The organism is Ruegeria sp. AB8, from assembly GCF_056542605.1.
In genome coordinates, this window is sequence record NZ_JBQGAB010000133.1 from 1 (window position 1) to 547 (window position 547).

The following is a 547-nucleotide window of genomic DNA, read 5'->3' on the forward strand; positions in this document are numbered from 1 at the left end:
GACCCTTCATCCAGATGCCTGCCGCCCTAAGCTATCCGATGAATATGTCGCGATATGACTGGGGCTACAAATCCGAGCCCGAACCGCATCTGAACAATCGTCAACTTGCTTGCCCCAGAGGCAAGGTGATCGGAGGGTCTTCTTCGATCAATGGCATGGTCTATGTGCGCGGTCACGCGCGAGATTTTGACACCTGGGCCGAGATGGGCGCAGATGGATGGTCTTACGCAGATGTGCTGCCGTACTACAAACGCATGGAAACCTGGCATGATGGTGGCCATGGCGGTGATCACACCTGGAGAGGCACGGATGGACCTCTGCACGTGTCGCGAGGGCCTCGTGAAAATCCGCTGTTTAAGGCGTTCGTCGATGCAGGTCAGCAGGCTGGATATGAGGTCACTGGCGACTATAACGGTGAGAAACAAGAAGGTTTTGGGCCGATGGAGCAGACCGTCTGGAAAGGACGGCGCTGGTCGGCGGCGAATGCGTACCTTAGGCCAGCGCTCAAGCGGCAAAACTGCGAAATCATCCGGGGTCTTGCGGCGCG

At 57.4% G+C, this 547-nt stretch carries 1 protein-coding gene; it reads left to right on the forward strand.

Translation table 11 applies throughout. The features are described 5' to 3' along the window. A partial coding sequence (locus tag ACR0CG_RS24170) for a GMC family oxidoreductase N-terminal domain-containing protein (protein ID WP_480528069.1) occupies positions 1-547 on the forward strand: 547 nt, incomplete at both ends.